A 26571-nucleotide genomic window follows, 5' to 3' on the forward strand; every position below is an offset into this window, starting at 1 on the left:
CGACGGAACCGGTCAGACGTACCGTTCCAGGATGCTGGACTCGGCGAGCCGGGAGAGTCCCTCGCGGACGGCACGGGCGCGCTGCTCGCCGACACCCTCGACGGCCATGAGGTCGTCGATGCCGGCCGCCAGCAGCTTCTGCAGGCCGCCGAAGTGCGAGACCAGCCGGTCGACGATGGCGCCGGGAAGACGCGGGACCTTGGACAGCAGCCGGTAGCCGCGCGGACCCGCGGCCGCGTCGAGCGCGTCGCCGCCGCCCGGGAAGCCGAGCACGGTGGCGATGCGCCCGATGTCGAGCAGCTCGGTCGAGTCGAGGTAGGACAGCTCGTCGAGGACCGAGTCGACGTCGCGGCGCACGGTGTCGACGTAGTCGCGGATTACCAGCGCGCGGTCGGAGCTGATCCCGCCGATGAGCTCGTCGAGCTGCAGGGTGAGCAGACGCCCATCGGTGCCGAGCTCGACGACGTAGCCCTCGATCTCCTCGGAGATGCGGCGCACCATCTCGAGCCGCTGCACCACCGCCGACACGTCCCGGACGGTGACCAGGTCCTCGATCTCGAGGGCCGAGAGGGTGCCGCTGACCTCGTCGAGACGCGACTTGTAGCGCTCGAGCGTGGCGAGCGCCTGGTTGGCGCGCGACAGGATCGTGGTCGAGTCCTCGATGACGTGGCGGTTGCCGCCGACGTAGAGGGCGATGATCCGCATCGACGCCGACACGGAGACGACCGGCAGGCCGGTCTGCTTGGCGACGCGCTCGGCGGTGCGGTGCCGGGTGCCGGACTCGGAGGTCTCGATGGTGACGTCGGGGAGGAGCTGCACGGCGGCGCGCACGATGCGCGAGATGCTCGCGTCCACCACGACCGCGCCGTCCATCTTGGCCAGCTCGCGCAGGCGGGTGGCCGAGAACTCGACGTCCAGGACGAAGCCGCCCGAGCAGATGCTCTCCACGGTGTCGTCGAACCCGAGGACGATCAGCGCGCCCGTCCGGCCGCGCAGGATCCGCTCCAGGCCGTCGCGAAGCTCACCGCCGGGGGCGACCGCGGCGAGCGTGGACCTGAGCAGGTCGTCGGGCACGTGCGAGTGGGGCACGGGTGCATCGTAACGACGAGCGATGTTCCCGGCTCCGGCGAAACACCTGGCGGACGAGTGTTCATCCACACGCCAGAAGTAACAGCGCCGTTACCGGACCGAGACGCGTCCGACGCTCGAAGACTGTTGTCTATTAGGAAACCTACCTGTTAGTTTGATTGCGCCTGAGAGAGCGCCCCACGAGGGCGCCGGACACGGCGCGGTCAACGACGATCGGAGCGCACGACATGGACGGCACGCCCAGCCAGCCGGGAACGCCCGGGCTGCTGCGCGCCATGAACGACCGGGCGGCGCTGGCCCTCCTGCTCGAGCACGGACCGCTGACGCGGGCGCAGATCGGGGAGCTCACCGGGCTCTCGAAGCCCACCGCGTCGCAGGTGGTCGCCCGGCTCGAGCAGCTGGACCTGATCGACGTCGTCGGGTCGGTCGCCGCGGTGCGCGGTCCGAGCGCTGTGACCTACGGCGTGCGCACCAACCGTGCGCACGCCGTCGCCGTCGACCTACGACCGCACAGCGTGGTGTCGACCCTCGTCGACGCGGTCGGCGGCGAGCACCCCGTCGCCGAGGTGTCGCTCTCGCGGACCGCGTCCGAGCGGTCCGCCGTCGGCGACATCAGCACGGCGATCCAGGCCGCGTGCGAGGCCGCGGGCACCACCCCGGACACGGTCGTCGCGGCGGCGATCGGGGTGCAGGGCGCCGTCGACCCGCGCACCGACGACCTCGCGTTCGTCGGCCTGATGCCCGGCTGGCCCCGCAAGGCCGTGCGCACCCAGCTCGAGGACGGCCTCGGCATCAACGTCCGCATCGACAACGACGTGAACCTCGCCGCCGTCGCGGAGCGCGCCCAGGGTGCAGGTACCGACGTCGACGGATTCGCGCTGCTCTGGATCGGCGACGGCCTCGGCCTGGCGGTCGACCTCGGTGGCACGCTGCACCGCGGCGCGGCCGGCGGTGCCGGCGAGATCGGGTACCTGCCCGTGCCGCACGAGGGGGCCAAGGACCTGCAGGACCTCATCGGCGGCATCGCGATGGGCAAGCTGGCGCGGGCGCACGGCGTGCGCGGCCGCACCCTCGACGCCGTCCTGGCCGAGCTGGTCAGCCACCCGGAGAGGCCGGCAGTCCTGGCCGAGCTCGCCGCGCGCGTGGCCGTCGGCGTCATCCCCGTTCTCGCCGTGCTCGACCCGCCCGTGGTCGTGCTCGGCGGACCGACCGGCGTCGCCGGTGGTCAACCCCTCGCCGACCTGGTGCGAGGGCACATCCGCAGGACCACCCGGTGGTCCCCGCACATCTCCGTGAGCGCCGTGGCTGATCACCCGGTACTGCGCGGTGCTCGATCCGTCGTCGGCGCGGACCTGCGCTCGCGGCTGCTGGACCTCGTCCCCTAGAAGAACCCACCCGCACGACGACCTGCTCGGACGCACGCAGTCCGGGGGGCGGTCGGTCGTGCCCGAGCAAGGAGCCTCTGGTGAGAACACGCAAGACCTGGCTCGTCGTCCCCGCCCTGGTGGCGGTCGCCGCGCTCACAGCCTGCAGCGGCGGTTCCGGCGGCGACGGCCCGACGGCCGCGGCGTCGGCCCCCTCCGAGATCTCCGGCACCGTCGAGTTCTGGCACTTCTTCACGGACCGCGAGGCCGACGTCATCCAGTCGGTCGTCGACGACTTCGAGAAGGCCAACCCCGGCGTCACGGTGAACGTGAAGTCCGGGCAGGACGACCAGAAGATGCGCCAGGCGATCTCCGCCGGCGAGGCCATCGACGTCGGCCTGTCCTACTCGACCGACCAGGTCGGGCCCCTGTGCTCGTCGGGCGACTTCGCCGACCTGTCGAGCTTCATCGAGCGCGACAACGTCGACCTGACGCAGATCCCCGACACCGTGCTCGGCTACACGTCGTACGACGGCGTCCGCTGCACGATGCCGGCGCTGGCCGACGTCTACGGCCTCTACTACAACAAGGACCTGCTCGCGGCGGCCGGTTACACAGAGCCCCCCAAGACGCTCGCCGAGCTGACCGAGATGGCCGTCAAGCTCACCACGTTCAACGACGACGGCTCGATCAAGACGCTCGGCTTCATGCCGCTGCTCGGCTACTACGAGAACGCCGAGGCGCACTGGGCGCCGGCCGCGGACGCGCAGTGGCTCAACGAGGACGGCACGTCGGCGATCGGCTCGTCGCCGGGCTGGAACGCGATCCTCGAGTGGCAGAAGGACCTGATCGACAAGCTCGGCGGGTACCAGAAGCTGGCCGACTTCCAGGCCGCGCTCGGGCAGGAGTTCTCCGCGGAGAACGACTTCCAGACCGGCAAGGTCGCCATGAACATCGACGGCGAGTACCGCACGGCGTTCATCGCCGACCAGGCGCCCGACCTGCAGTACGGCACGGCGCCGATCCCGTCGGCCGAGGGCTACGAGGACAGCTACGGCGCCGGGTACATCACCGGCAACATCGTCGGCATCGGCAAGGGCGCCAAGAACCCCGAGGCCGGCTGGGCGCTCATCAAGTACCTGACGACGAACACCGACGCCCAGGTCAAGCTCTCCAACGGTCTGAAGAACGCGCCGACGATGCACGACGCCATCGCGTCGCCGGACCTCGAGGTCTCCGAGCAGTTCCAGACGTTCCTCGACATCTTCGAGAACCCGAAGTCGTCCACCACCCCGCCCAGCGGCATCGGCGCGGAGTACCAGACGATCTTCGGCACCCACACGGCCAAGTGGCAGCAGGGCGACGTCACCGACCTGCCGGGGATGCTGACGACGGTCGACGACGAGATCAACGCTGCCGTGCAGCTCCAGGCGGGCTGACGCACATGGCCTCGACGATCCAACGCCGACGGAACAGGGCGGCCCTGCTGCTCCTGACGCCGGCACTGCTCGGCATGATCGTGTTCTTCGTCTTCCCGCTGGTGATGACGGTCTTCTACTCGTTCACGGCGTTCGACCTGTCGAACCCGCCGCGGTGGAACAACTTCGCCAACTGGAAGTTCCTGGTCAGCGGTGACCCGCTGATCGGCACGGCGACGCTCAACACGCTGTGGTTCGTCGCGATCCTGGTGCCGGTGCGGATCGTCGGGGCCCTGTTCGTCGGCTGGGTGCTCACGCGGGCCCGGCGCTCGTCGGGCGTGCTGCGCACCGTCTACTACCTGCCGGCCCTCATCCCGCCGGTGGCGGCGACGATCGCGTTCGTCTTCGTGTTCAACCCCGCCACCGGCCCGGTCAACGAGATCCTCGGCTGGTTCGGCATCGACGGTCCGGGCTGGTTCACCGACCCCGCCTGGGCCAAGCCGTCGCTCGTGCTCCTGGGCCTGTGGGTGCTCGGCGACATCATGGTGATCTTCCTGGCCAGCCTGCTGGACGTGCCCACCGAGCAGTACGAGGCGTCCGAGCTCGACGGGGCGAGCACGCGCCAGCAGTTCTGGCACATCACGGTGCCCAACATGGCGCCGGTCCTGCTGTTCGCGCTGATCACCGGCATCATCGGGGCGCTGCAGTACTTCACCGAGCCGGCCGTGGCGTCCTCGACGGCGATGGGCAAGTCGATGGTCGGGCAGGGGGCAGCGGGTGCGCTCGGCTGGCCTGACCAGTCGACGCTCACCTACGGGCAGCTGCTCTACTCCAAGGCGTTCGGCGCGAACCTCATGGGCTACGCGTCGGCGATGGCGGTCGTGCTCTTCGTCGTCGCGGCGCTGGTGATGGCCGTCCTGCTGCGCCGGTTCAAGTCCTTCACGCCGGACGTGGCCAGTTGAACCGCCGTCGCTCGACCACCCTGGTCTGGGTGGCGGACCACGCCGTCTTCCTCGCGCTCGCGCTCATCTTCCTCGCGCCGTTCGCGTTCATCCTGCTCACGTCGGTCATGTCGCCCGAGCAGGCCGGGACGTCGTTCGCCTGGCCGACGTCCTTCCACTGGGACAACTACGCCGAGGTGTTCGAGCGGCTGCCGATGCTCAAGTACACGGGGAACTCGTTCCTCTACGCGATCCTGGCGACGGTCTTCATGCTCGTCTCGTCGGTCCCCGCGGCCTACGCGATGGCCCGGATCCAGTTCCGCGGCTCCGGCGTGCTGCTCGTCCTCGTGATCGGCATGATGCTGCTCCCGCCGCAGGTCACGAGCGTCCCGCTCTACGTGATGTGGTCCAAGCTCGGCCTCACCGGGTCGCTGTGGCCGCTGATCCTGCCCAACCTGCTGGGCGACGCCTTCTCGATCTTCCTGCTGCGGCAGTTCTTCCTGACGATCCCCAAGGAGTACACCGAGGCCGCGCGGCTCGACGGCTGCGGAGAGCTGCGCACGCTGTGGAAGGTCATCGTCCCGATGGCCAAGCCGGGCATCGCGGCGACGGCGATCTTCATGTTCTTCGCGTCGTGGAACGACTACTACGGCCCGCTGCTCTACACCTCCGAGAACGAGTCGGCCTGGCCGGTCTCGTACGCGCTCGCGCAGTTCCGCGGGGCGCACTCGGTCGACTGGAACCTCACGATGGCCGCCACGGTGATCGCCATGATCCCGGTGCTGATCATCTTCTTCCTCGCCCAACGCATCTTCGTGCAGGGCGTCACACTGACCGGAGTCAAGGGATGAAGCTCACCGTCCTCGGTGGCGGGTCCACCTACACGCCCGAGCTCGTCGACGGGTTCGCGCGGCTGCGCGAGCTGCTGCCGCTCACCGAGCTGTGCCTGGTGGATCCTGCCGCCGACCGCCTGGCCCTGGTGGCCGGGGTCTCGCGGCGCATGTTCGCGAAGTTCGGGTACGACGTCACGGTCACGGCCACCTCCGACGTCGTCGCCGGGGTGTCCGACGCCTCCGCTGTGCTGTTCCAGCTGCGGGTCGGCGGGCAGGCGGCACGGCACACCGACGAGACGTTCCCGCACGCCTGCGGGTGCATCGGCCAGGAGACGACCGGTCCGGGTGGGCTGGCCAAGGCCCTGCGGACGGTTCCGGTGGTCCTGTCGCTGGCCGACCTCGTGCGCCGGTACGCCCGGCCCGACGCGTGGATCGTCGACTTCACCAACCCGGTCGGCATCGTGACGCGCGCGCTCCTCGAGGAGGGGCACCGGGCGGTCGGGCTCTGCAACGTGGCGATCGGCTTCCAACGCCGATTCGCGACGATGCTCGACGTGCCGCCGTCCTCCGTCGCCCTGGACCACGTGGGCCTGAACCACCTGACGTGGGTGCGCGGGGCGTCCGTGGACGGCGTCGACCGGTTGCCGGGCCTGCTCTCCGAGCGCCTGCCCGAGCTCGCCGCCGAGGTCGAGCTGCCGGCGTCGCTGCTGTCGCTGCTCGGCGTCGTGCCGTCCTACTACCTGCGCTACTACTACGCGCACGATCTCGTCCTGTCCGAGCAGACGGCCCCCGGTGCCGTGACGCGCGCGCACGCGGTGACCGCCGTCGAGGACGAGCTCCTCGAGCTCTACGCCGACCCGTCGGTGGACACCAAGCCGGCGGCCCTGGAACGGCGCGGGGGAGCGTTCTACTCCGAGGCGGCCGTGGACCTGCTCGCCTCGCTGACGGCCGACCGCGGCGACGTGCAGGTGGTCAACGTCCGCAACGACGGCACGCTGCCCTTCCTCCCCGACGACCACGTCATCGAGGTCCCGGCGACGATCGGGGCGGCCGGCATCGCGCCGCTTGCGGCGGGGCCGCTGCCTCCCGACATCGCAGGCCTCGTGTCCCATGTCGCGGGCTACGAGAGGCTGGCGCTCGAGGCCGCCGTGCACGGGGGTCGCTCCCGGGTGGAGCGTGCCCTGCTCGCGCACCCGCTGGTCGGTCAGTACGACCGGGCGTCGCGGCTGACCGACCTGCTGCTCGCGGAGAACCGCGCGCACCTCGCGTGGGCCCGATGAGCGTCCTCGTCGCCGTCGACGGTGGCGGCAGCAAGACCGACGTGCTCGTGCTCGACCCGGACGGGACGGTGCTTGCGCACACCCGCGGGCCGGGGTCGTGCCCGCAGGTCATCGGGGTGCAGCCCGCACTCGCCATCATCGACGGGCTGGTGCGGGCGGCGCTCGAGGGCCGCACCGTGGAGCGCGTCGGCGTCTACCTGTCCGGGCTGGACCTGCCGGTCGAGATCGAGACGTTCACCGCGGCGCTGAGGACCCTCCCCTGGTTCACGCCGGCCTCGGCCGTCGTCGACAACGACACGTTCGCGTTGTTGCGCGCGGGTACCGACGCGCGCGAGGCGGTCGTCGTGGTGTGCGGCACGGGGATCAACTGCGTCGGCCGACGGTCCGACGGCGCGACCGCCCGCTTCCCGGCCCTCGGCCGCATCTCGGGCGACTGGGGCGGCGGGTACGAGCTGGGCGAGCAGGCGATCTGGCACGCGGCACGCGCTGTCGACGGCCGCGGCCCGGCCACCGATCTCTCGCACCTCGTGCCGGCGGCCCTCGGTGCCACGACGATGGCCGCCGTGATCGAGGACCTGCACTTCGAGGTTCTCGGGCACGACGACATCGCGGGCCTGTCGCCGCTCCTCCTGGCGACGGCGGCGAGCGGTGACGCGGTCGCGTCGGCCGTGGTCGAGCGGCAGGCCGACGAGGTCGCGGCGCTCGCCCTGGCAGCCCTGCGGCGGCTCGGCCTGACGGAGTCGGCCGTTCCGGTCGTCCTCGGCGGCGGGGTGCTGGCGGCGCGGGACCCGGGCCTGACCGAGGGGATCCGTTCGCGTCTCGCGCTCGGCGCCCCCCGCGCACGCCTGACCTTCGTCTCCGAGCGGCCGGTGCTGGGTGCCGCGTTCCTGGTGCTCGAGGCGCACGGTTCGCCTCCGTCGGCGATCGAACGCACCCGGCGGACGTCCGCAGCCACGGCCGCGCTCATCTGACCCCTGGGCGGCGTCCCTATGTCAAGAACTCTTGACACGGTGTATGGCCTGCTTTACGTTGCTCGATGTCAGCAATTCTTGACATCGAGCGCGGAGGCGCACCATGAAAGCGATCGTCCAGCGCGGGTACGGGAGCGACGACGTCCTCTCGTTCCATGACGTCGACGTCCCTGCCGTGGGCGACCACGACGTGCTGGTCCGGGTGCGCGCCGCCTCGGTCAACGCCGCCGACTGGTACACGATGATCGGCAGGCCGTACCTGATCCGGGCGATCTCCGGGCTGCGGTCGCCCCGCGTCCCGGTCGCCGGGAAGGCCCTCGCCGGGGAGGTCGTCGCCGTCGGCGCGAAGGTCACCGGGTTCGTCGCCGGGAACGAGGTCTGGGCCGAGCCGAACGGGGGAGCGTTCGCCGAGTACGCGAGCGTCCCGGCCAAGCGGGTGGCCCTCAAGCCTGCCGCGCTGACGTTCGAGCAGGCCGCGACCGTCCCGCTCGCCGGCACGACCGCGCTGCAGGGTCTGCGCGACGTGGGTCGCCTGCAGGCGGGCCAGTCGCTGCTCGTCAACGGAGCGTCGGGCGGGGTCGGCACCTTCGCGGTGCAGATCGGCAAGGCGTGGGGGGCCGAGGTGACCGGCGTGTGCAGCACGCGCAACGTCGATCTGGTCCGCTCGGTCGGCGCCGACCACGTCCTCGACTACACCCGCGACGAGCTGGCCGGCCGGTACGACGTCATCCTCGACCTCGTCGGCAACCACTCGCTGTCCCGCCTGCGCTCGGTCCTGACCGAGCGCGGGACCCTGGTCCTGTCGGCGGGCGAGGGCAACCGTGTCACCGGCCCGTTCGGCCGGATCGCCCGCGCCGGCGTCCTCTCGCTGTTCAGCCGCCAGCGCCTGCGACCCCTCGTCGCGATGTACAGCGCGGCGGACCTCGACGTCCTGGCCGGCCTGGCGGACGAGGGGGCGCTGACCCCGGCGATCGACCGCGCCTACCCGCTGAGCGCCGGCCGTGACGCCGTGCGGCACCTCGGCGTCGACCACGCGCGCGGCAAGGTCGTGGTCCTCCCGTGAGCGAGCAGGAGCGGGGCAGCAGCATGACGTTCACCGAGCGCAACGTCTGGGTCTTCGCGGTCGTCTCCCTCGCGGCGTTCCTCGTCTACGTCGCCGTGATCCTGTCCCGGGCGCAGGACGTGCCCATCGAGGACGTCGACTACATCGCGCCGATGCTCTGGAGCATCGGGCTGGCGATCGTGGCGTCGATCATCGGCACGATCGTCATCTCGATCGTCTGGCGCGGCGACGCCGACAAGAAGGACCAGCGCGACAAGGAGATCGACCGGATCGGCGAGTACACCGGCCAGTCGTTCCTCGTGATCGGGGGTCTCGCCGGGCTGATCCTCGCCATGGTCGAGGCGGACTGGTTCTGGATCGCCAACACGCTCTACCTCGGCTTCGTCCTGTCGGCGATGCTCAGCTCGGCCACCAAGATCGGCCTCTACCGGAGGGGCCTTCCTTCGTGGTGAAGCCGACCCGCGTCACCAACGCGATCCGCAGCCTGCGCTTCCAGCACGGCGAGATGACACAGGCCGAGCTCGCGGACCGCATCGGCGTCACCCGTCAGACCGTCATCGCCATCGAGCAGGGCCGCTACTCGCCGTCGCTCGAGATGGCGTTCCAGATCGCGCACGTCTTCGGCGTCCCGCTGGACGACGTGTTCCAGTACCCCGACCCGACCGGAGCCTGAGATGTCTCAGCCGTCGGCCACGCCGCTCGCACTCGCCCACCCCCAGCGCGTCGCGCGGCTCGCGGGCGCCTTCTACCTCGTCGTCGCGGTCGCCGCGGGCTGGTCGCAGCTGGTCGTCCGCAGCGGTCTGGACACCGACGGTGATCCGTCGCAGACCGCGCAGAGCATCCGCGACGCCGCCGGCACCATGCGACTGGCGTTCGCCGCCGACCTGGTCGCGTTCACGTGCTTCCTGCTGACGGTGCTGCTCCTGTTCAGCCTCTTCCGTCGCGCGAACCTCGACATCTCCGTCGGCTTCCTGGTGATCGCCTCGGCCGCCGTCGTGATCCAGAGCCTGGGCATGGTGCTGCACGGCGGCGCCCTGCTCGTCGCCACGGGCGCGTGGCCGGGGTCCGACGAGACCGCGACCCTCCTGCTCGACATGCACACCCTGTCGAACAACGTCGCGCAGATCTTCTTCGGCCTGTGGCTCCTGCCGCTCGGGTACGTCGTGGTCCGGTCCGGCTACGTGCCGAGGACCTTCGGGTACCTGCTGATGGCCGGCGGGCTGGGCTACCTGGTCGACATCGTGCTGCAGTTCCAGGGGGCCGACGCCGACTCGACGGTCGTCTTCAGCATGGTCGGCGGAGTCGCCGAGGTCCTGTTCCTGCTCTGGCTCCTGATCCGCGGCGTGCGGGTCCCGGTCGTGGCCGAGCGACCCGCGCGCCTCCCGGTGGCCGCGTAGCCCTGCGTCGGGCGGACGCCTACCGGCGCGGGTCGTCCGTCGCCAGGCCCGCGTTCAGCACGGCCTCGCCCAGGTCGGCCGCGGTGGTCACGGTCAGCCCGGCGGGCGGGTTCGCGCCGTCCAGGGCCCCCGCCGGCACGATCGCCCGCGTGAACCCGAGCCGCGCCGCCTCGGCCAGGCGGCGGCCGACCCCCGACACCGTCCGGATCTCGCCGGCCAGCCCGACCTCGCCGATAGCGACGAGCCCTCGCGGAAGCGGCACGTTCTCCCGCGAGCTGACGGCGGCGAGCGCGAGCGCCAGGTCGGCGGCCGGCTCGATCACGCGGGCGCCGCCGATGGTCGAGACGTAGACGTCCTGGTCGGCCAGCCGCGCCCCGAGCCGGCGCTGGAGCACCGCGAGCACCATGGCCAGCCGGCTGCTGTCGACGCCGCTCGTGGTCCGGCGCGGGTTCGGCACGGAGCTGAGCGCCACGAGCGACTGCACCTCGGCGACCAGGGGTCTGCGCCCCTCCAGCGTCACCGTCAGGCACGTGCCCGGCACCGGGTGCAGCGCCTGGGAGATGAACAACCCGGACGGGTCGGTCAGCCCGACGATGCCCGTCTCGGAGAGGTCGAAGCAGCCGACCTCGTCGGTGGGGCCGTACCGGTTCTTGGTGGCCCGCAGCATGCGCAGCCGAGAGTGCCGGTCGCCCTCGAACTGGCAGACGACGTCGACGAGGTGCTCGAGGGTGCGCGGCCCGGCGACCGCCCCGTCCTTGGTCACGTGGCCGATGAGCACGACGGGCATGTCGCGGGCCTTGGCGGCCTGGATCACCGCGGCGCTGACCTCGCGCACCTGCGAGACGCCACCGGCGGTGCCGTCCACCTGGGCGGACGCGATCGTCTGCACGCTGTCGACCACCAGCAGGTCCGGGGCCTCCTTCTCGATGTGCCCGAGCACCGTCGCCAGGTCGGTCTCTGAGACGAGCAGGAGCGTGGGCGCGAGCGCGTGGATGCGGCCCGCCCGCAGGCGCACCTGCGCGGCCGACTCCTCGCCGGTCACGTAGAGCACGCGCCGGCCGGTGCGCGCCGCCCGGGCGGCGACGTCGAGCAGCAGGGTCGACTTGCCGACGCCGGGCTCGCCCGCCAGGAGCACCACGGCGCCCGGCACGAGGCCGCCGCCGAGCACCCGGTCGAGCTCGTCGACCCCTGTGGACTGCGCCCGTGCCGTCTCGACGTCGATCTGGTCGATGGGCAGGGCCGTCGATCGCGTCGGCGTCGTGGCCGTCGTCTTCGGGGCGCCGCCACCCGGACCGGTGTCCTCGAGCACCGAGCCCCAGGTCTGGCACTCGCCGCAGCGGCCGACCCACTTGGTGGCGGACCAGCCGCACTCCGAGCACCGGAACGCAGGCCGCGGTGAGGAGGGGCGCTTCACGCTCGTCGAGGTCACGAGCAGGACGCTAGACGCAGGGTCCGACACGGACGACGAGGGCGCGCCCGCAGACCCGCAGCCACCCGTCGGACCGGACGGCGAGGGCGCCACAAGACCGCCACGGCGCCCCCAGCAGGTAGCGCCGTCGCATGCACGGGGCGCCGTCGACGCAACGACGATCGCCGCCTCGGGCGCCGGGCCTTGCGCTCGACTGAACACCGGTTTAGCGTAGTGAACGTGCGTTCAGACGACGACCTCACAGCCCGCGCCCGCATCCGGGACGCGGCGGTCGCGCGGTTCGGCCGCGACGGCTTCGGCGTCGGCGTGCGCGCCATCGCGGCCGACGCCGGGGTCAGCGCCGCGCTGGTCATCCATCACTTCGGGTCCAAGGACGGCCTGCGGGCTGAGTGCGACGCGTTCGTCCTGGAGACGGTCAAGAACGAGAAGTCCGACGCCATGGCGGACCACACGCCGGGCGAGGTCATCGGTCGGCTGGCCCAGATCGAGGAGTACGCACCCCTGTTCGCGTACATCGTCCGCAGCCTGATGGAGGGCGGCGCGCTCGCGGGCAAGTTCGTCGACGGCCTCGTCGCGGACGCCGACGCGTACCTGAAGACCGGCGAGAAGGCGGGGACCGTCCGACCGTCGCAGGACCCGCACGGCAGGTCCCGGAACCTCGTCGCCACCCAGGTCGGCCTGATCGTCATGGCCCAGCTGGACGGTGCGCTGGGCCGTGGCACCGCCCCGACCGACGACCCGACCACGGCGATGAAGGAGCTCTACAGCGCCACGATGCTCGCCGGCCTGGAGCTCTACACGCACGGGCTGTTCACGGACAGCGGCTACCTCGACGCCTATCGAGAGTTCGTCCAGAAGACACAGGAGAAGTCATGACCGACGCCATCCACATCCGCGGACTGGTCAAGTCGTTCGGGGCCAAGCGCGCGCTCGACGGCTTCGACCTCACCGTCGGCACGGGCGAGGTGCACGGGTTCCTCGGCCCGAACGGCGCGGGCAAGTCGACGACGATCCGCGTGCTGCTCGGGCTGCTCCGGGCCGACGAGGGTTCGGTGCAGCTGCTCGGCGGCGACCCCTGGAGGGACGCGGTCGCGCTGCACCGGCGGCTCGCGTACGTGCCGGGCGACGTGAACCTCTGGCCGAACCTGTCGGGCGGCGAGGCGATCGACGTCCTCGGACGGCTGCGCGGCGGCCTGGACCCGAAGCGGCGGGGCGAGCTGATCGAGAGGTTCGAGCTCGACCCGCGCATCAAGGGCCGCGCGTACTCCAAGGGCAACCGGCAGAAGGTCGCGCTCGTCGCCGCGCTCGCCGCCGACACCGAGCTGCTCCTCATGGACGAGCCGACCAGCGGCCTGGACCCGCTGATGGAGGCGGTGTTCCAGCAGGTCGTGCGGGAGGTTGCCGACGAGGGCCGCACGGTGCTGCTGTCGAGCCACATCCTGGCGCAGGTGGAGGTGCTCTGCCGTCGCGTGACGATCATCCGGGCGGGCAAGGCGGTGCAGAGCGGGTCGCTGGACGAGCTGCGCAGCCTTCGTCGGACCACGGTGACCGCGGCGCTGCGGGACATGGACAGCGCGGCCGCCGCCCTGGCGCCGGTGGGCGGCGTGCACAACCTGCAGCGGCACGACGGGCACCTCACGCTCGACATCGACACCCCGTCGCTCGGCGACGTGCTCGCGCGGCTGACCACGTTCGGCGTCGACTCGCTCACGGCGCACCCGCCGACGCTGGAGGACCTGTTCCTGCGCGAGTACAGCGACGAGCTGGCGACCCTCGGCGTGGTGGAGGGGTCGCGATGACCGCGGTCGCCGCGCAGCACGTCCACGCGACGGTGCGGTCCGGGCCGGTGTCGGGCACGCGCGCGCTGGTCCGCGTCGCGCTGCGGCTCGACCGGTTCCGCACCATCGTCTGGGCCCTGTCGATCGGGCTCATCGTGCTCGCGTCGATCGGCGCGCTGAACTCCGCCTACGCGTCGCCCGAGACCCGCCAGGCACGCGCGGAGCTGATCGCGTCGCCGGCCGCGACTGCCCTGGCCGGGCCGGGGTACGGGCTCGACGACTACACGATCGGCGCCATGACGGCCAACGAGATCGGCCTGTGGGTCATGATCCCGGTCGCGATCATGGCGCTGCTGACCGTGACCCGGCACCTGCGCGCGGCCGAGGAGGACGGTCGGCTCGAGCTCGTGCGGTCCGCCCCGGTCGGACGGGACGCGCAGGTCGTCGCGGGGATCGTCGCGGCCGTCGTCGCGACCCTGGCCGTCGGGCTGGCCACGTTCCTCGGGCTCGTCGGGGGCGGCCTCGAGGTCGAGGGCTCGGCCGCGCTCGCGGGCGGGGTCGTGATGGTGGGACTCGTGTTCGCGGGCGTCTCCGCGGTCGCGTCCCAGGTCACGGCCCACGGCCGCACGGCCAGCTCGCTCGGCATGGCGGTGCTCGGGGTCGCGTTCCTGCTGCGCGCGATCGGTGACGTGCGCGGTCCTGAGAGCACGAGCGTGCTCACCTGGCTGTCCCCGTTCGGGTGGGCGCAGGCGACCGCGGCGTACGTGTCGACGCGGTTCTGGCCGCTGGCCATCGGGGTCGTCGTCGCGGCCGGACTCGTCCTCGTGGCGTTCTGGCTCGTCGGGCGCCGCGACGTCGGCACCGGCCTGATGGCCGAGCGGCTGGGCCGGCCCGAGGCCCCCGCGAGCCTGACCGGCATGGTGGCGCTCACGACCCGCAGCCAGCTCGGCGCGATCCTCTCGTGGGGCCTCGCCGTCGTCGCGATGGGCGCGGTCGTCGGGCTCCTCGCGGGCGCGCTCGTCGACTTCCTCGGCTCTGACCCGACGCTCGAGGAGGTCCTCCCGACGGGACCTGGCGGGGCCGTGGCCGGCGCGCTCGCGCTCTACACGGTGTTCCTCGCCATCACGACCGGCACCTACACGGCGACCGCGATGGGCGCCGCCCGATCCGAGGAGGTCGCCACCCGTGGTGCGGCCGTGCTCGCCGGGCCGGTGTCGCGGTGGCGCTGGCTGGGGTCGCAGGTATTCGTCGCCGTCGTCGCCGCCGTGGTGATCATGCTGGTCAACGGCCTGGTGGTGGGCCTGACCAGCTCGGCGTCGCTGCCCGCGGACCTCGACGTCTGGGACCTCGTCGGCGCCTCCGCGGTGACGCTGCCGGCGGTCGGCTGCATGCTCGGCGTGGCCGTGCTGCTCGTCGGTCTGGTGCCGCGCGCGTACGGCCTCGTCTGGGCGTACGTGGCCTACGTGTTCGTCGTCGGCCTGTTCGGCGCGCTCCTGCCCGACGGCTCCGACGCGCTCTCACCGTTCACCTACACCCCCCAGCTCCCCGCCGAGGCCATGGACTGGCCGCCCGTGCTCGCCCTGACCCTCGTCGCGGCGGCCCTGGTGGCGGGTGGCCTGGCGGCGTTCCGCCGACGTGACGTGGTCGGTTGACGTTCGCGGCACTCCGGGGCCGTGACACGGTCCGCGCGTGATGCGTCGGTAGGCTGCGGGGCGTCCGGCAAGGGTTCGGGCGCCACGAACCAAGGGGGACCCCGATGAGCGAGACCGGCCGGCCCGGCGCCGATCCGAACCAGCCCGGGGGCGTTCCGTCCTGGGGACAGACCGGCCCGACGACCGGCGGCACCCCGCCGCCCGTCCCGCCTGCCGGGAGCGGCGAGCCGCCCGCCGACGAGCCCACCAAGCGTCCGGCCTGGCTCGTCCCGGCGATCATCGGCGTGGTCGTCCTCGTCGTCGCGGCGATCATCATCGGGATCGTCACGTCCGGCGGTTCCGACGACGAGGCCACGCCGCCCGCCGTCGCGTCGACGGTCCTGCTGCCCTCGCCCACGCCGACCGTCGCCCCTGTGCCGCGGACCGCCACGACGGCGTTCGCGACGGCGCTGCCGACATCGGTCCTGCAGTACGCGCTCGCGACGTCGGCGGACAACCCCGCCTGGATCGCCGCGGGCGCCATCGAGGCCTACACCGAGACCTACACCGACGGGGCCGCGGGCACCGTCACGGTGAACGCCGGCCAGTGGGAGACCCCCGCGGAGGCGACCGCGTTCGCGGCGACGCTCACCGCTGCCCTGCCGCCCGCCCCGGCGCCGGACCCGTCCGCGACCGCGGGCGCGGGCGAGCCCGCCCTCCCGCAGTCGGGCGAGGTAACGGCCGGGGGCGCACCCGTCGGCAGCTACTCGATCGCCGACGCCGGCGACGGCACGGGTGTCGCGGTCTGGACCAACGGCACCACGGTCTTCCAGGTGACCGGGCCGGTCAAGGACATCGTCGACTTCTACGCGGCCTACCCGCTCTGACGGGTCGGCTCCGCGACGAGCCTCAGCTGCGGTCGATGATCGACAGGATGTTGCCACCGGGGTCGGTGAACCAGGCGATCAGCGGGCCGCCGCCGCGGAAGACGTAGTCGTCGTCGGTCTCCACGGGCGTCCCGGCGTACTTCTCGAACTCGACGCCGCGGCCGCGCAGCTCGGCGACGGTCGCCGCCACGTCCTCGACCGGGAAGTTCAGCACTGTGTACGTCGCGGGCGTGTGGGCCGGTCCCTTCGGGTAGACCAGCACGTTCCTGCCGGTCACGTGCAGCAGGAGCATCCCGTTCTCCTCCGACACGTCGAGCCCGAGCTTGTCGCCGTAGAACTCCTTCGCGGCCGGGATGTCGTCGGTCGAGAACCCGCTGAACGCGTCACTGAGATCCGCCATGTGTGCCTCCTCGTCGAGACCCACTCTCCCGCCGCGCACCCTCGGCGGCCACCGCAGCGTCGAGCAGGTGCGGGTCGGGGCCCCCCTCCGCTCGGGCGGAGGAGAACGGGACGTCCGCGCTCCGGCGGGTCAGGTGCCCGGAGCGCGGACGTCGCCGGGCCGCGTGGTCAGACACGGGCCGGGGACGGGCCGCTGTCAGACGCGGGCCGGGGCTCGGGTGGTCGTCGGGCGCTCGGTGAGCGGCGGCGGGGGTGCCGGCGCCGCGGGGAGCGTGACGGTGAACGTGGTGCCGGCCGACGTCGCGGTGCTCGGCCCGACCGTGATCGTGCCGCCGTGGGCGGTGACGACCGCGTGCACGATGGCCAGGCCCAGCCCGGTGGACCCGGTCGTGCGGTTGCGGGACACGTCGCCGCGGGTGAACCGCTGGAACAGGCTGTCGCGCAGCGCGGGCGGGATGCCCGGTCCGTCGTCGGCCACCTGGAGGACCACCCGCGACCCGTCGCGACGGAGCCGGACGGTGACCGAGGTGCCCGCCGGCGTGTGCAGCCGGGCGTTGGACAGCAGGTTGGCCAGGACCTGGCGCAGTCGGGCGTCGTCGCCGACCACCTGGACGTCCTCGGGCGAGGTGTCCTCGTCGAGGTCCAGCGACCAGGCGTGGTCGGCGCCGGCCACGTGGGCGTCGGTGAGCGCGTCGATCGAGAGCAGGGCGAGGTCGACGGGGTCGGTGGCCAGCGGCCGGCCCGCGTCGAGGCGCGCGAGCAGGAGCATGTCCTCGAGCAGCCCGGTCATCCGCAGCGACTCGGACTCGACGCGCGACATGGCCTGCAGCGCACCGTCGGGCAGCTCCTCGGGGGAGCGGCGGACCAGCTCGGCGTAGCCGCGGATCGAGGCCAGGGGAGTGCGCAGCTCGTGCGAGGCGTCGGCGACGAACTGGCGCACCTGCGACTCGGACTCGTGGCGCGCCGCCAAGGCCTGCTCGACGTGCCCGAGCAGCTGGTTCAGGGCGGCGCCCACCTGGCCGACCTCGGTCGCGGGGTCGGTGTCGCGGACGGGCACGCGGTCGGCCAGGACGACCTCGCCACGGTCGAGCGGCAACCGCGCGACGCGGTTGGCGGTCCGCACGACCCGGTCGAGGGGACGCAGCTCGCGGCGCACGAGCACCAGGCCCAGGGCAGCGGCGACGAGCAGCGCGAACGCCGCGACGATCGCCTCGATCACCACGTACGTCGTGATGGTGTCGTTCACGGACGCGAGCGGGACCGCGGTGGCCGCGACGGAGCGGTCGGGACCCGTGACGCTGGAGATCGCCCGGTACTGGCCGAGGCCGTCGAGCGTGACCGTCCTGACGACCCCGTCCGTCGGGATCGCGAGCATCTGCTCGATCTGCGCATCGGTCAGGCGGGTCAGGGTGCCGTCGTCGTCCACGTACCCCGCGTCACGTGCCGGCAGGCTCGTCGGGTCCGTCCCGCCGGCCAGCTGCACGTTCACCGTGCCGACGTCCTGGAACGGGCGGCCGGTGCCGTTCGGCACGAACGACGGAGCCGTGCCGAGCACCTCCGGGGCGAAGCCCGGTGCGGCACCGCCCTGCGTGACGCCGACCGACCCCCCGTCGGGGACGATGTGGACGTCCGCCGCGCGGCCGTGCGCCATCGTGAGCTTGTCGTCCACCTGCTTCACGAGCGAGCTGCGCAGGGACAGGGTGGTGACGGCGCCCATGACGGCTGCGACCACGGCGACGAGCGCGACGACGGTGACCACCAGTCGCCGACGCAGCGTCCACCGCGGCCGCGCGGCCATCAGAGCCATCAGACCGACGGCTTCAGCACGTACCCCACACCGCGCAGCGTGTGCAGCATCGGGGTACGACCCTTGTCGATCTTGCGGCGCAGGTAGGACACGTAGAGCTCGACGATGTTGGCCTGGCCGCCGAAGTCGTACTGCCAGACGCGGTCGAGGATCTGCGCCTTGGACAGCACGCGCTTGGGGTTGCGCATGAAGTAGCGCAGCAGCTCGAACTCGGTCGCGGTCAGGCGGATGTCCTCACCGTCGCGGGACACCTCGTGGCTGTCCTCGTCCATCCGCAGGTCGCCGACGACGAGCACGGCCTCCTCGCGCGACGACACCGACCCGGTCCGGCGGAGCAGGGCGCGCAGGCGGGCGACGACCTCCTCGAGGCTGAACGGCTTGGTGACGTAATCGTCGCCACCCGCGGTGAGGCCGGCGATCCGGTCCTCGACGGCGTCCTTGGCGGTCAGGAACAGCACGGGGACGTTGGGGTGCGTGGCGCGCACGCGGCGCAGCACGTCGATGCCGGACAGGTCGGGGAGCATGACGTCCAGGACGATGACGTCGGGGTCGAGCGACTTCGCGGTCTTGACCGCGGCGTGGCCCGTGAGGGCGTGGTCCACCTGCCAGCCCTCGTAGCGCAGGGCGGTGGACAGCAGCTCGGCAAGGGTCGGCTCGTCGTCGACTACCAGTGCGCGAACGGGTGATCCGTCGGGGCGCGTCAACACGTCCGGGCGGCGGCTGGTCGTGATCGTCATGGTCCGACCTTCCGACCGCGACCTGAGGCACGCCTGGGGCAACCCTGTGAAAAGTCTGAGAGATGGGGTCCTCAGTCGAGCGGGTGGGGCCGATCGGCGCCGGCGAGCGCGGCGGTGAGGATGGCCTCGATCGCGAACTGGGTGGCGACGGGCAGGTCGACGTCCTCGTCGAGGAGCCACTGCACCTGCAGACCGTCCATGACGCCGATGATCGCGCTGGCCGCGCAGGTGGCCAGCTCCTCGGAGACGGCGCCCTCCCCGACCGCCAGGATCGCCGACTGGATCTCGCCGCGCAGGACGGTGAAGCGCTCGGTCACCCAGGTGCGGGCGGGGTGGTTCTCGGTGACGGACTCGCCGGTCAGGACGGTATAGCCCTGCACGATGCCGCGACGCTCGACGTTCATCCGGGCCGTGCGCAACAGGTGGTGGAACAGCTCCAGACCGCCCGGGATGTGCTGTCCCTCGAGGTCGCGGACGTCCTCCTTGTCGCGGTACTCGAGCACCTCGACGAGCAGCTGCTCCTTGGACCCGAAGTGGTGCAGGACGCCCGCGTGGGTGATGCCGACCTGCTCGGCGACCTCCGTCAGCGAACCGCTCATGTACCCCTTGGAGCCGAACGTGTTGGCGGCTGCGCGCAGGATCTCGGCCCTGCGTTCGGCAGTGGCCTGGCGGGGCTGACGCGGCTTGCGCGCTGCCGCCTTCGGGGGAACGTCGTCGTCCATGACCGAAACCATACTGTGATCTTTGCACTTACTGACAAGTCAGTAAGTTGTGCTTTGATGCTCGGCAGAAGACAAAGACGTCCTGAACGGAGACTGCTGCTGTGTCACTCGACACGGCCACCCAGCCGCCCACGGCTGAACGGCCCACCCACGGAGATGCCGCCCTGAGCGCTCTGCTCACGCGCCTCTCGCTCGAGGAGAAGGTCCGCCTCGTCGTCGGTGCCGGTCTGTGGTCGACCACCGCCGTGCCGCACATCGGCCTTCGCGCCATGCACGTGTCGGACGGTCCGGCCGGCGTCCGAGGCATCTCCGAGAGTGCCGACGAGACGTCGGCGTCCTTCCCTGCCCCGAGCGCGCTCGCCGCGACGTGGGACGTGGACCTGGCCGACGAGGTCGGTGCGGTGTTCGCCGCCGAGGCCCGCCGGCACGGCGTCGACGTGGTGCTCGCCCCGCAGGTCAACCTGCAGCGCACCCCCGTCGGCGGCCGTCACTTCGAGTGCTACTCCGAGGACCCGCTGCTCACCGGCGCGATCGCCGTCCACGTGGTCAAGTCCGCGCAGGACCGCGGCGTCGGCATGTGCATCAAGCACTTCGTCGCCAACGACTCCGAGACCGAGCGCACCAGCTACCTGGCCCGCGTCGACGAGCGGACGCTGCGCGAGGTCTACCTCGCGCCGTTCGAGCAGCTCGTCCGCGAGGCGCAGGCCTGGTCCGTCATGGGCGCCTACTCGGGTGTCGACGACGGCCACACAGCCGCCCCCGTCCTGGAGCACCGCCCGCTGCTCACCGGCGTCCTCAAGGACGAGTGGGGCTTCGACGGCGTCGTGGTCAGCGACTGGGTGGCCACCAAGTCCGTGATCGGTGCCGCCGAGGGCGGCCTCGACCTGCAGATGCCCGGACCGGACGGCCCCTGGGGCGACGGCCTGCTCGACGCGGTGCGCTCGGGCGACGTCAGCGAATCGCTCCTGGACGACAAGGTCCTGCGGCTGCTGCGCCTGGCTCAGCGCGTCGGCGCCCTGGACGGCCTCGCGCCGTCCGGCGACCTGCGCGACCACGTCGGCGACGTCGACGCCCGCGAGGTACTGCGCCGCCTCGTCTCCCGTTCGATGGTCGTGCTCCGCGACGACGAGCACGCGCTGCCCGTCGCCCCTGACGACGTCACGCGTATCGCGCTCCTCGGCCCGAACGCGGTCCATCCCTTCCAGCAAGGGGGCGGCTCCGGCTTCGTTCGGCCCGACCGCTCGTCCACCCCCTCGGAGGCGTTGCGAGACGCCTTCGGCGATGCGACGGTCGACATGCACGCCGGTGCGGTCTCCCGCCTGCTGCCCCCTGCGCTGGATCTTGCCGGTCGCTGCACCACCCCGGAGGGCCACGTCGGCGCCCAGGGCGAGCTGCTCGACGCGGACGGTGCCGTGCTCGCCACGGCCGACGTGACCACGTGGGACGGCTGGCTGCGAGAGGTGCCCGGTCCCGCGACCGCGCTCCGCATCCGCACCACGGTCCGGCTCGACGAGCCCGGCCGCCACGAGGTCGGCGTCGGCACGGTGGGCAAGCACGCCATCTCGGTCGGCGGAAAGGTGCTCTCGACCAGCGACACCGTGGTGGGCGCCGAGGTCATCCTCGACTCGAGCGTGAACCAGCCGCCCCCGGCCACGCTCGTGATCGACGTGACCGAGCCGACCACGGTCGAGATCGACGCGCTGGTGCAGGCCGTGCACCCCGTCGGGTACGCGAGCTTCGTGCGCGCCGAGCTGGTTCACCGCACGCCGGGCACCTCGCCCGACGAGCTGCTGGCCGTCGCCGTGGAGGCCGCCGCCGCGGCCGACCTCGCGATCGTCGTGGTCGGGACCAACGAGGAGATCGAGTCCGAGGGGTACGACCGCACGAGCCTCGGGCTGCCGGGCACGCAGGACCAGCTGGTCAAGGCCGCGCTCGCCGCGAACCCGAACACGATCGTCGTCGTGAACGCCGGCGCCCCGGTGCTCCTGCCCTGGCTCGACGAGGTGCCCTGCGTCGTCTGGGCGTGGCTCGGTGGCCAGGAGTGGCCCGAGGCGCTCGCGGACGTGCTGACCGGTGTCACCGAACCGGCCGGCCGCCTGCCGTGGACGCTGCCGGCCCACGAGTCGGACGTCCCGGTCCCCGACGCGATCCCCGTCGACGGCGTCGTCGACTACTACGAGGGCGTGCACGTCGGGTACCGCTCGTGGCTCGCCCTCGGCCGCACGCCCGCCGCCCCGTTCGGTCACGGCCTCGGTTGGACCACGTGGGAGTACGAGTCCATGACGTCCACCCTCGACGGCGACGGGGGGGTCGTGCTGGACATCGAGGTCCGGAACACGGGGACCCGCGCCGGTCGTGAGGTCGTCCAGGTCTACGTCGAGCCCCCCGAGAACTCGTCCCTGGGTACGCCCGGGGTCGAGCGTCCGGTCCGCTGGCTCGGCGGTTTCAGTGTCGTGCTCGCCGAACCCGGTGCGCACGAACGGGTCCAGGTCCGGGTGGACGCGCGTGCGTTCCGTACCTGGGACACGGCAAAGCCCGGTTGGGTCACCCCGGCCGGTACCTACCCGATCCGCGTGGGCCGTTCGTCAGGCGACCTACGTCTCGCGGTCGACGTGGACCTCCCAGGGTCCGCGTCTGCCGGGCCAGACCCGCACGTGTAGTACCCAGCAGTCCCGAGCACGACCTGCAGGACGGACGATCCGCAGTCGTCCGGCAAGGCTCCCCTGTCAGTCTCTTTTCAGCGAACGACACCCGTAAGTACCCCAGCAGTGCAAGGAGGCACTCCGTGAGAACGCGCAAGCTCGCAACGATGATGGCCGGTATGGCCACGGTCGCGCTGCTCGCCACCGCCTGTTCAGGTGGCAGCGGCAACGACGACGCGTCCAGCTCCGCAGGCAGCGGCTCGTCCGATGGTGTCCTGACCATCGGTATGCCGAACGGTGTCCAGGCGAACAACCAGAACCCGTTCGCGACGAACTCGTCGGCGATGTCCCTCGGCTACGCGATGGTCATCTACGAACCCCTCATGATGGTCAACGAGGCCGACCCGGCTGCCGACGCGGAGCCGTGGCTCGCCGAGTCGGTCACCTGGAACGAGGACTTCACGGAGGCGACGATCACGCCGCGCTCGGGCGTCAAGTGGTCCGACGGTGAGGACTTCACGGCCGAGGACATCGCGTTCAACGTCAACCTGCGCAAGAACAACGACGCGATCAACTCCGCCGCCCTGCCCTACGGCGACGTCGCCGTGCAGGACGACGGCACGGTCAAGGTCGCCTTCACGTCCGGCCAGTTCGTCAACCAGTCCAAGCTCTACAGCCTGATGATGGTTCCGGAGCACATCTGGAAGGACGTCGCCGACCCGACGACGGACGAGAATACCGACCCGGTCGGCACCGGTCCGTTCACCCTGACGTCCTGGACGCCGCAGGCGGCGACCCTCGACCCCAACCCCGACTACTGGGGTGGCAAGTCGCAGGTCAAGCAGCTGCGCTACTCGTCCTACACGGACAACAACGCGCTCACGACGGCCCTCACCACCGGTGAGGTCCAGTGGGGCTGGACGTTCATCGCGGACTACGAGACCGTCTACATCGCGAAGGACCCCGACAACTACCACCAGTGGGCTGCCGCCGGCCTCGGCATCGACAACATGTTCCTCAACGTCGAGACCAAGCCGTTCAGCAACAAGGCGTTCCGCCAGGCGCTGAACACGGCCCTCGACCGCGAGAACATCACGAAGATCGCGACGTCCGGCGTCAACCCGGTCCTCACGAACGTCTCGGGCCTGCCCCTGCCGGCAGGTCAGCCGTTCCTGAACCCGGACCTCGACGGCAAGGACTACCCGTCCAGCGTCGACGACGCCAAGGCGATCCTCGAGGACGCCGGCTACACCTGGGACGACGGCGGCAAGCTGATCGACCCCGACGGTGAGGCCGTCTCGTTCGCGATCACGGACCCGACCGGTTGGAACGACTACAACACGGCCCAGGACCTCGTCGTCGCGACCGCGCAGGAGCTCGGCGTCGACGCCACGGCGGAGAAGCCCCCGGCCGACAACTGGTTCGAGGACGTCCCGCTGGGCAACTTCCAGGCGGCGTTCCACTGGACCGACGGCGGCGCCACGCCGTACGACATGTACTCGGACATCTTCGACGGTGCCCAGTACGTGCCGCTCGGCGAGAAGGCCAACTGGAACTTCGGGCGCTACCAGAACGACGAGGCCACGGCCGCGTTCAAGACGTACGCCAGCAGCTCCAGCGAGGACGACCGCACGGCAGCCCTGAACACGATCCAGAAGATCTACGTGGACGAGGTTCCCGGCATCGCCCTGTGGTCGCGTCCGCAGACCGCGCAGTACTCCACGAAGAGCTACGTGGGCTGGCCGGACGCTGACGACCCGTACGCCGGGCCGCAGCCGACCCGTCCGGGTGCTGCTGAGATCGTCATGAAGCTCAAGCCCGCCAGCTGAGCCGCAGCGATGATCGAGCGGGTTGTCGCTGGGCGCGTCGCACCATGACGGCCTGACGACCTCCCGACCGCGGGTGCGGTGGGCTTGCTCCCACCGCACCCGCGGGCACCGCCCGCCCTGACGAACATTCCCCCAGGTGAGCTGATGACTGCCCCCACGCAAGGTCCGATCCAGGAGCACGGCGACGGCGCCGTGCAGACCGCCGAGACCCCGGTCCTCCAGGCGGTCTCGATCCGCAAGTACTTCCCCGTCCGCGGGTTCCGCTCGAAGAAGGTCGTGCACGCGGTCGACGACGTCGACCTCGAGCTCTACCGCGGCCGGGTCGTCGCCCTCGTCGGCGAGTCCGGCTCCGGCAAGTCGACGATCGCGCGGCTGCTCGCCCAGCTGATGCCGTTGACCGCCGGCACGATCAAGCTCAACGGCGAGGACGCGCACGTCAACGGGCGTGCCGGGTTCCGCACGTACGTGTCCAAGGTCCAGATGATCTTCCAGGACCCCTTCGCGTCACTGAACCCCGTCCACACCGTCCGGTACACGCTGACACGCAGCCTGCGGATCCACCGCGGACGACTGCGCGGCGACGAGCTCGAGAAGTCGCTGCTCGAGCTGCTCGACCGCGTGAACCTGCGCCCGGCCGACCGGTACATCGACAAGTTCCCGCACGAGCTCTCGGGCGGCCAGCGTCAGCGCGTCGCCATCGCCCGCGCCCTGGCCGCGAACCCGCAGGTCCTGCTCGCCGACGAGCCGATCTCGATGCTCGACGTGTCGATCCGCCTCGGCATCCTCAACCTGCTGCGCGACCTGCGCGACCGCCTGCAGATCGCGATCCTGTACATCACGCACGACATCGCGTCCGCCCGCTACTTCGCCGACCGCACGATGGTGATGTACGCCGGCCGCGTCGTGGAGAGCGGTGACAGCGAGTCCGTCACGCAGGACCCCAAGCACCCGTACACCCAGCTGCTCGTCCGGTCCGCCCCCGACCCCGACGACCTGGATGCCCGCGCCCGCGGTGCGCGCGGCGAGGCCCCGAGCCTCGTCACGCCCCCCGAGGGCTGCCGGTTCAACCCGCGCTGCCCGTTCGCGAACGACGTCTGCCGCACCGAGGTCCCGCCGCTGATGGACGTCGGCGTCGATCGCTTGGCCGCCTGCTGGGGCTACGCCGACCGTCCGGACCGCCCACAGCTCGGCTCCGTCCTCGATGCCTACGGTGCCCGCCCGACGATCGACGTCGACGTCGTCGTCCGCGCAGACGCCGACCTGGCCGCGGCCGCGGCCCCCGAGCCCGCTGCGGGCGCCGACCCGGGCGGTGCCGCGATCGCCGCGCCGACGGCGCCCGCAGCGCCCCACACGTCCGGACAGGAGGGCCTCCGATGAGATTCATGGTCCGCCGCATCATCTTCTACATCGTCACCTTCTGGGCGGCCGTGACGCTGAACTTCTTCATCCCGCGCATGATGCCGGGCGACCCGGTCAGCGCGCTGATGGGCCGACTGCAGGGCCGGATCGACTCGCACGCGGAGCACGCGCTGCGGGTGCTGCTCGGCCTCGACGACACCCAGTCGCTGTGGCAGCAGTACGTCGACTACTGGCAGCTGATCCTGCACGGCGACCTCGGCCGCTCGTTCACGTTCTTCCCGCAGCCGGTCGCCGACATCGTCGAGCAGGCGCTGCCCTGGACCATCGGTCTGGTCGGCGTCGCGACGATCATCGCGTTCACGCTGGGCACCCTCGTCGGCCGGTCCATCGGCTGGCGGCGCGGCACGTGGGCGGACTCGGCGCTGCCGATCTCGGCCTTCTTCTCGGCGGTCCCGTACTTCTGGCTCGCCCTCATCGCGATCTCGGTGTTCTCGGTCCGGCTGGGCTGGTTCCCCTCGAGCGGCAGCTACGACCGGTCGATGGTGCCCAACTGGTCGTTCGAGTTCATAGGTTCCGTCATCTACTACGGCTTCCTGCCGGCCATGACCATCGTCATCGCGTCGATCTCCGGCTGGATCCTCGGCATGCGCAACATGATGGTCACCGTGTCCTCCGAGGACTACGTGACGGTCGCCCAGGCCAAGGGCCTCAAGGAGCGGCGCGTGATGGGCGGCTACGCCTCCCGCAACGCGATCCTGCCCCAGGTGTCCAGCTTCGCGCTGTCGCTCGGGTTCGTGGTCGGCGGCACGCTGATCATGGAGATGGTCTTCTCCTACCAGGGCATCGGCTACGTCCTGTTCACCGCGGTGTCGACGCACGACTACCCGCTCATGCAGGGCTGCTTCCTGGTCATCACGATGGCCGTCCTCGTCGCCAACATCGTTGCCGACTTCGTCTACGCCGCGCTCGACCCGCGGACCCGGCAGGAGGGCTGA

General features: G+C 71.5%; 24 protein-coding genes. 18 read left to right on the plus strand and 6 right to left on the minus strand.

Going from position 1 to position 26571, the window contains the following annotated elements; translation table 11 throughout:
• Positions 1–12 precede the first annotated feature (12 nt).
• The gene (gene disA / locus AC1DZC_RS15530; protein WP_477040637.1) at positions 13–1089 is read right to left on the minus strand and encodes a DNA integrity scanning diadenylate cyclase DisA; all 1077 of its coding nucleotides are present in this window, start codon (positions 1087–1089) and stop codon (positions 13–15) included.
• A gap of 227 nt (positions 1090–1316) precedes the next feature.
• On the opposite strand from disA, the gene AC1DZC_RS15535 reads away from it, so the two are divergent.
• The 10 genes from AC1DZC_RS15535 to AC1DZC_RS15580 all read left to right on the plus strand — a co-directional run bounded on the left by AC1DZC_RS15535 (position 1317) and on the right by AC1DZC_RS15580 (position 10356).
• Complete coding sequence (locus tag AC1DZC_RS15535) at positions 1317–2474, plus strand: ROK family transcriptional regulator (protein WP_477043897.1); 1158 nt, start codon at positions 1317–1319, stop codon at positions 2472–2474.
• An 80-nt stretch (positions 2475–2554) separates the two neighbouring features.
• Complete coding sequence (locus AC1DZC_RS15540) at positions 2555–3892, plus strand: ABC transporter substrate-binding protein (protein WP_477040635.1); 1338 nt, start codon at positions 2555–2557, stop codon at positions 3890–3892.
• Between the two features lie 5 nt (positions 3893–3897).
• Positions 3898–4833, plus strand: a complete 936-nt coding sequence (locus AC1DZC_RS15545; protein ID WP_477040634.1) for a carbohydrate ABC transporter permease — start codon at positions 3898–3900, stop codon at positions 4831–4833.
• Positions 4834–4862: 29 nt separating this feature from the next.
• Positions 4863–5663: a carbohydrate ABC transporter permease gene (locus AC1DZC_RS15550; protein WP_477040633.1), complete on the plus strand. Its 801-nt coding sequence runs from the start codon at positions 4863–4865 to the stop codon at positions 5661–5663.
• A complete protein-coding gene (locus tag AC1DZC_RS15555; protein WP_477043898.1) occupies positions 5660–6925 on the plus strand; it encodes a 6-phospho-beta-glucosidase in 1266 nt (421 codons plus the stop codon). Before AC1DZC_RS15550 ends, AC1DZC_RS15555 begins: the two co-directional genes overlap by 4 nt.
• Complete coding sequence (locus AC1DZC_RS15560) at positions 6922–7896, plus strand: N-acetylglucosamine kinase (protein WP_477043899.1); 975 nt, start codon at positions 6922–6924, stop codon at positions 7894–7896. The genes AC1DZC_RS15555 and AC1DZC_RS15560 overlap by 4 nt, the downstream gene beginning before the upstream one ends.
• 103 nt (positions 7897–7999) lie before the next feature.
• A complete protein-coding gene (locus AC1DZC_RS15565; RefSeq protein WP_477043900.1) occupies positions 8000–8959 on the plus strand; it encodes an NAD(P)-dependent alcohol dehydrogenase in 960 nt (319 codons plus the stop codon).
• A complete protein-coding gene (locus AC1DZC_RS15570) occupies positions 8956–9411 on the plus strand; it encodes a hypothetical protein (protein WP_477043901.1) in 456 nt (151 codons plus the stop codon). Before AC1DZC_RS15565 ends, AC1DZC_RS15570 begins: the two co-directional genes overlap by 4 nt.
• Positions 9405–9632 carry a helix-turn-helix transcriptional regulator gene (locus tag AC1DZC_RS15575; protein ID WP_477040628.1) on the plus strand — a complete coding sequence of 76 codons (228 nt, stop codon included), beginning with the start codon at positions 9405–9407 and terminating at the stop codon, positions 9630–9632. The genes AC1DZC_RS15570 and AC1DZC_RS15575 overlap by 7 nt, the downstream gene beginning before the upstream one ends.
• A gap of 1 nt (position 9633) precedes the next feature.
• Positions 9634–10356: a DUF4386 domain-containing protein gene (locus AC1DZC_RS15580; RefSeq protein ID WP_477043902.1), complete on the plus strand. Its 723-nt coding sequence runs from the start codon at positions 9634–9636 to the stop codon at positions 10354–10356.
• Between the two features lie 19 nt (positions 10357–10375).
• Here the strand turns inward: AC1DZC_RS15580 and radA are convergent, their stop codons facing one another.
• The gene (radA, locus tag AC1DZC_RS15585) at positions 10376–11791 is read right to left on the minus strand and encodes a DNA repair protein RadA (protein WP_477040700.1); all 1416 of its coding nucleotides are present in this window, start codon (positions 11789–11791) and stop codon (positions 10376–10378) included.
• 213 nt (positions 11792–12004) lie between these two features.
• Here radA and AC1DZC_RS15590 point away from each other — a divergent pair, with 213 nt between their 5' ends.
• From AC1DZC_RS15590 to AC1DZC_RS15605, 4 genes are all read left to right on the plus strand, one after another.
• Positions 12005–12661: a TetR/AcrR family transcriptional regulator gene (locus AC1DZC_RS15590; RefSeq protein ID WP_477040626.1), complete on the plus strand. Its 657-nt coding sequence runs from the start codon at positions 12005–12007 to the stop codon at positions 12659–12661.
• Complete coding sequence (locus tag AC1DZC_RS15595; RefSeq protein ID WP_477043903.1) at positions 12658–13584, plus strand: ABC transporter ATP-binding protein; 927 nt, start codon at positions 12658–12660, stop codon at positions 13582–13584. Before AC1DZC_RS15590 ends, AC1DZC_RS15595 begins: the two co-directional genes overlap by 4 nt.
• Entirely contained in the window at positions 13581–15215 is a 1635-nt protein-coding gene (locus AC1DZC_RS15600) for an ABC transporter permease (RefSeq protein WP_477043904.1), read from the plus strand. Before AC1DZC_RS15595 ends, AC1DZC_RS15600 begins: the two co-directional genes overlap by 4 nt.
• 104 nt (positions 15216–15319) lie before the next feature.
• On the plus strand, positions 15320–16081 hold the full coding sequence (locus AC1DZC_RS15605; RefSeq protein WP_477043905.1) for a hypothetical protein: 762 nt from the start codon (positions 15320–15322) through the stop codon (positions 16079–16081).
• A 22-nt stretch (positions 16082–16103) separates the two neighbouring features.
• Here AC1DZC_RS15605 and AC1DZC_RS15610 read toward each other — a convergent pair whose 3' ends face one another.
• From AC1DZC_RS15610 to AC1DZC_RS15625, 4 genes are all read right to left on the minus strand, one after another.
• Positions 16104–16481, minus strand: coding sequence for a VOC family protein (locus AC1DZC_RS15610; RefSeq protein ID WP_477040622.1), 378 nt, complete (start codon positions 16479–16481; stop codon positions 16104–16106).
• 195 nt (positions 16482–16676) lie between these two features.
• A complete protein-coding gene (locus tag AC1DZC_RS15615; protein ID WP_477040621.1) occupies positions 16677–18287 on the minus strand; it encodes a sensor histidine kinase in 1611 nt (536 codons plus the stop codon).
• On the minus strand, positions 18287–19024 hold the full coding sequence (locus AC1DZC_RS15620) for a response regulator transcription factor (RefSeq protein WP_477040620.1): 738 nt from the start codon (positions 19022–19024) through the stop codon (positions 18287–18289). The genes AC1DZC_RS15615 and AC1DZC_RS15620 overlap by 1 nt, the downstream gene beginning before the upstream one ends.
• 71 nt (positions 19025–19095) lie before the next feature.
• Positions 19096–19746, minus strand: coding sequence for a TetR/AcrR family transcriptional regulator (locus AC1DZC_RS15625; RefSeq protein WP_477040619.1), 651 nt, complete (start codon positions 19744–19746; stop codon positions 19096–19098).
• A 101-nt stretch (positions 19747–19847) separates the two neighbouring features.
• On the opposite strand from AC1DZC_RS15625, the gene AC1DZC_RS15630 reads away from it, so the two are divergent.
• The 4 genes from AC1DZC_RS15630 (at position 19848) to AC1DZC_RS15645 (ending at position 26571) form a co-directional block, all read left to right on the plus strand.
• Positions 19848–22406, plus strand: coding sequence for a beta-d-glucosidase (locus AC1DZC_RS15630; protein ID WP_477043906.1), 2559 nt, complete (start codon positions 19848–19850; stop codon positions 22404–22406).
• A 125-nt stretch (positions 22407–22531) separates the two neighbouring features.
• The gene (locus AC1DZC_RS15635) at positions 22532–24217 is read left to right on the plus strand and encodes an ABC transporter substrate-binding protein (RefSeq protein WP_477040617.1); all 1686 of its coding nucleotides are present in this window, start codon (positions 22532–22534) and stop codon (positions 24215–24217) included.
• Positions 24218–24361: 144 nt separating this feature from the next.
• On the plus strand, positions 24362–25594 hold the full coding sequence (locus AC1DZC_RS15640) for an ABC transporter ATP-binding protein (RefSeq protein ID WP_477043907.1): 1233 nt from the start codon (positions 24362–24364) through the stop codon (positions 25592–25594).
• Positions 25591–26571, plus strand: a complete 981-nt coding sequence (locus AC1DZC_RS15645) for an ABC transporter permease (RefSeq protein WP_477040615.1) — start codon at positions 25591–25593, stop codon at positions 26569–26571. Before AC1DZC_RS15640 ends, AC1DZC_RS15645 begins: the two co-directional genes overlap by 4 nt.

It is taken from the genome of Cellulomonas sp. P2_B4 (genome assembly GCF_056404795.1).